This is a genomic window from Candidatus Poriferisodalis multihospitum (genome assembly GCF_028283155.1).
Classification (GTDB): domain Bacteria; phylum Actinomycetota; class Acidimicrobiia; order Acidimicrobiales; family Poriferisodalaceae; genus Poriferisodalis; species Poriferisodalis multihospitum.
In genome coordinates this window covers 1-2,899 of the sequence record NZ_JAPYOK010000028.1, presented here as the reverse complement: position 1 = coordinate 2,899, position 2,899 = coordinate 1, and the positions used below count along the sequence as shown (strand labels likewise).

The window sequence follows — 2,899 nt, the reverse complement described above, 5'->3', positions numbered from 1 at the left end:
GGTGTAGATCTCGTCATAGTTCCCGATCTGGCGAACTACCTCGTAGAACGCATCGGGCGCCAAGCCCATCTTTGACTGCAGCTCGCCCTCGCCTCCGAGCAGCCGCACCGACTCGGCATCGAGTGCGCCGCTGCCCAGCAAGTCATCGACGTTGGCCGAGGTGATGCCCTTCTCGTCGAAGATGATCGTGGCGTAGACCGTCCAGTTGACGATGTCGCCGAACGTGGACTGGTTCGGCAGGTACACCGGGGCCAGCGGTTCCTTGGAGAACGGTGCCGCCGGGAAGATCACCCATTCCTGATCGCCCTCCTGTTTGGCTTTGCGGCCGACCAGCCCCGATCCGTCAGTGGTCATCAGATCGCACGAGCCGTTGATGAAGCTGTCGGTGATGATGTCGAGATCCTCGAACGTGGCCAGCTTGATCTCCACGCCGGCCGCGTCGGCGGCATCAGCAATGTTCTTTTCGGTGGTGGTCCCCGCGGTAGCGCAGACGGTCGCACCGGCAATGTCCGCCACCGTGGACGCAGCGTTGAACCCGTCGCTGACGCGCCCCATGAGCTGCTGGCCGTCGTAGAAGGTGACAGGCGCGAAGTCGAACCCCAGGTCGCCGTCGCGGCTCTGCGTCCACGTCGTGTTGCGCACCAGCACATCGATGACGCCGGTCTGCAGTGCCGTGAAGCGCTCCGCGGAAGTGAGCGGCACAAAGTTGACTGCATCGGCATCGCCGAGCATCACGATGGACAGTGCACGGCAGTAGTCGGCATCGAATCCGGTCGTGCTGCCGTCGGGCTGCGTCTCGGAGAACGCCACCGCAGCGCCGTACACACCGCAGTTGAGAACACCCCGCGCCCGCACCGTCTCCAGCAAGTCGACGTCCTGGGTTTCCTGTACCGGCACCGGATCTGCTTGCGACGCCTCGGTCTCGGCATCGCCGGCGGCTCCGGACCCGCAACCCGCGACCAGGAGTACGGCAGCGGCGCCAGCGGCAAGGAGCCTGGCCAAGTGCCTCATTCGCGGTCTCGGCACGTTCATGTCAAGATGAGCTTCAGCCATCAGACATACACGCTAACTGTCCGAACTGGGCGACACCGGAGCGTGGAGGTCACCGAGTCACGGCTGCCGCGGTTTGCTGGATTCCCTGTTCGAGCGCCGTCCGGGGTCGCCAGTGCAGGTCGCGTCTGGCCTTGTCGATGCGGAAGTAGTGGTGCGTGTTCAGATACCGGACGGCGAACCTCGACAGCCCGTCCTCGGAGGTTTCCCCCGTCCGCACAACCGAGTGGAACGCCTCCACCAAGCCGGCACCGGCATACGCGAGCCAGTAGGGCACGCGCTTGCGCACGGGTGGGTAGCCCATCGCCGTGAGGAGCCGCTCGACGAACTCGAAGAAGGCGATCGGTTCGCCGTTGGTCACGAAGTACGCCTGGCCGCAGACCGGAGTGCCTGGCTCGAGCTGGTCCTCTGCAGCCATGATGGCGTCCACGACGTTGTCGATGTAGACGAAGTCGGAGAGCTTGCTGCGCGTCCCCACCTCCCGGATGCCGGCGCCGTCGGCCCGCCGCAAGATGTTGGGCAAGAATCGCGTGTCGCCGGGGCCGAACACCAAGTGGGGTCGGAGCGCACACGCGCTGGTGCTTCCCTCGGCAGCGAACTCCAGGACGTCTTGCTCGGCTGCGATCTTGCTGTCTGCGTATGCGCTCAACGACGCCTTGGCATACGGCAGCCCTTCGTCGCCAGCTTCGAGGTCGCGGCCCTCGTACACGACGCTTGCAGAGCTGATGTGAACCAGCTTGCGCACACGGCCACGCCGGCACGCGTCCAGGACGTTGCGCGTCCCGCCATGGTTCACCTCCCACATCTCGTGCTGGGCCGTATTGCGAGTCTGCACGACCGAGGCACAGTGGACGACAGTTTCCACCCCGTTGCACGCCTCGGCGAGTCCCGCACCGTTCCTGATGTCGAGATCCAGGAACTGCACATCGTCCCGGAACGGACGGCAACGCGGATTGACCACACGCACCTCCCGTCCGGCATCTGCAAACGCACGCACGACTGCAGAACCGATGAAGCCGCACCCGCCGGTGACGAGCACGGGACCTGCGGCCGGCTCGGGATGATTCACGCGTGCTGAGTTCGGGCAGAAGTGCCGAACAGCCAATCCCACAGCGGTGTGATGGTGCCAAAGTTGCCGCTGCTGCTGTGGTGCGCATCGTGCCGTGCCGACCAGTGGTTCGTGAGCCACGCGAGCCGCGCCGGAATGCTCAGGTTTGCGTGCACGAGCACATTGACGAGGGAGTGCGCGATCGCCGTCGCCACAAACGCCCCCGGCCCGAGCGGGCCGACCGCTGCCATGCTGGCCAGCAGCACCACGAGGCCCGCAACGGTCTCCAGTGGATGCAGGTACAGCGAATCGACGGCCGTCGGGTGCGACGTTCGATGGTGCACCCAGTGAACCCTGCGCATCAGCGATCGCCAGTGCAGCGCGCGATGGAGCCAGTAGTAGCCGAAGTCATACAGCAGCAGGACCAGCAACGGCGCGTACCACCGCGAGGTGCGGCCGGCGTCGACCAGGTACCCGCCCAACAGCACGATGCCGGCGACGTAGGCAGCGAGAGCAACGCCGCCGTTGACGGCGACATTCCGGTAGCGGCCGTCGATCAATACTCCATCGCTGGACGCGCGCCGCAAGCGCGGCAAGCCGGAGTGCATCGACTGGCACAGCGCAATCGCGATCGACGGCACAGCAATCGCAGCCAGGTAGAGGAACGGACTCATGCGACCGTTGCTGAAGCTGTGGAGGTGAGGGGAATCGAACCCCTGGCCTCTTCGATGCGACCGAAGCGCTCTACCAACTGAGCTACACCCCCGAGCTGGGCGACCGCCGAATATACCTGTGGTGCTG

Annotated in this window: 3 protein-coding genes and 1 tRNA gene; all 4 read right to left on the bottom strand. The window is 65.3% G+C overall.

Annotated elements, in window-relative coordinates; all coding sequences use genetic code 11:
• On the bottom strand, positions 1-1,053 hold a 1,053-nt coding region (locus VI480_RS01625; protein ID WP_323671068.1), incomplete at its 3' end, for an amino acid ABC transporter substrate-binding protein.
• A 49-nt stretch (positions 1,054-1,102) separates the two neighbouring features.
• On the bottom strand, positions 1,103-2,119 hold the full coding sequence (locus VI480_RS01620) for an NAD-dependent epimerase/dehydratase family protein (RefSeq protein ID WP_323671067.1): 1,017 nt from the start codon (positions 2,117-2,119) through the stop codon (positions 1,103-1,105).
• Complete coding sequence (locus VI480_RS01615) at positions 2,116-2,772, bottom strand: sterol desaturase family protein (RefSeq protein ID WP_323671066.1); 657 nt, start codon at positions 2,770-2,772, stop codon at positions 2,116-2,118. The genes VI480_RS01620 and VI480_RS01615 overlap by 4 nt, the downstream gene beginning before the upstream one ends.
• Positions 2,773-2,791: 19 nt before the next feature.
• Positions 2,792-2,864 (bottom strand) — tRNA-Ala (locus VI480_RS01610).
• Between the last annotated feature and the right edge of the window lie 35 nt (positions 2,865-2,899).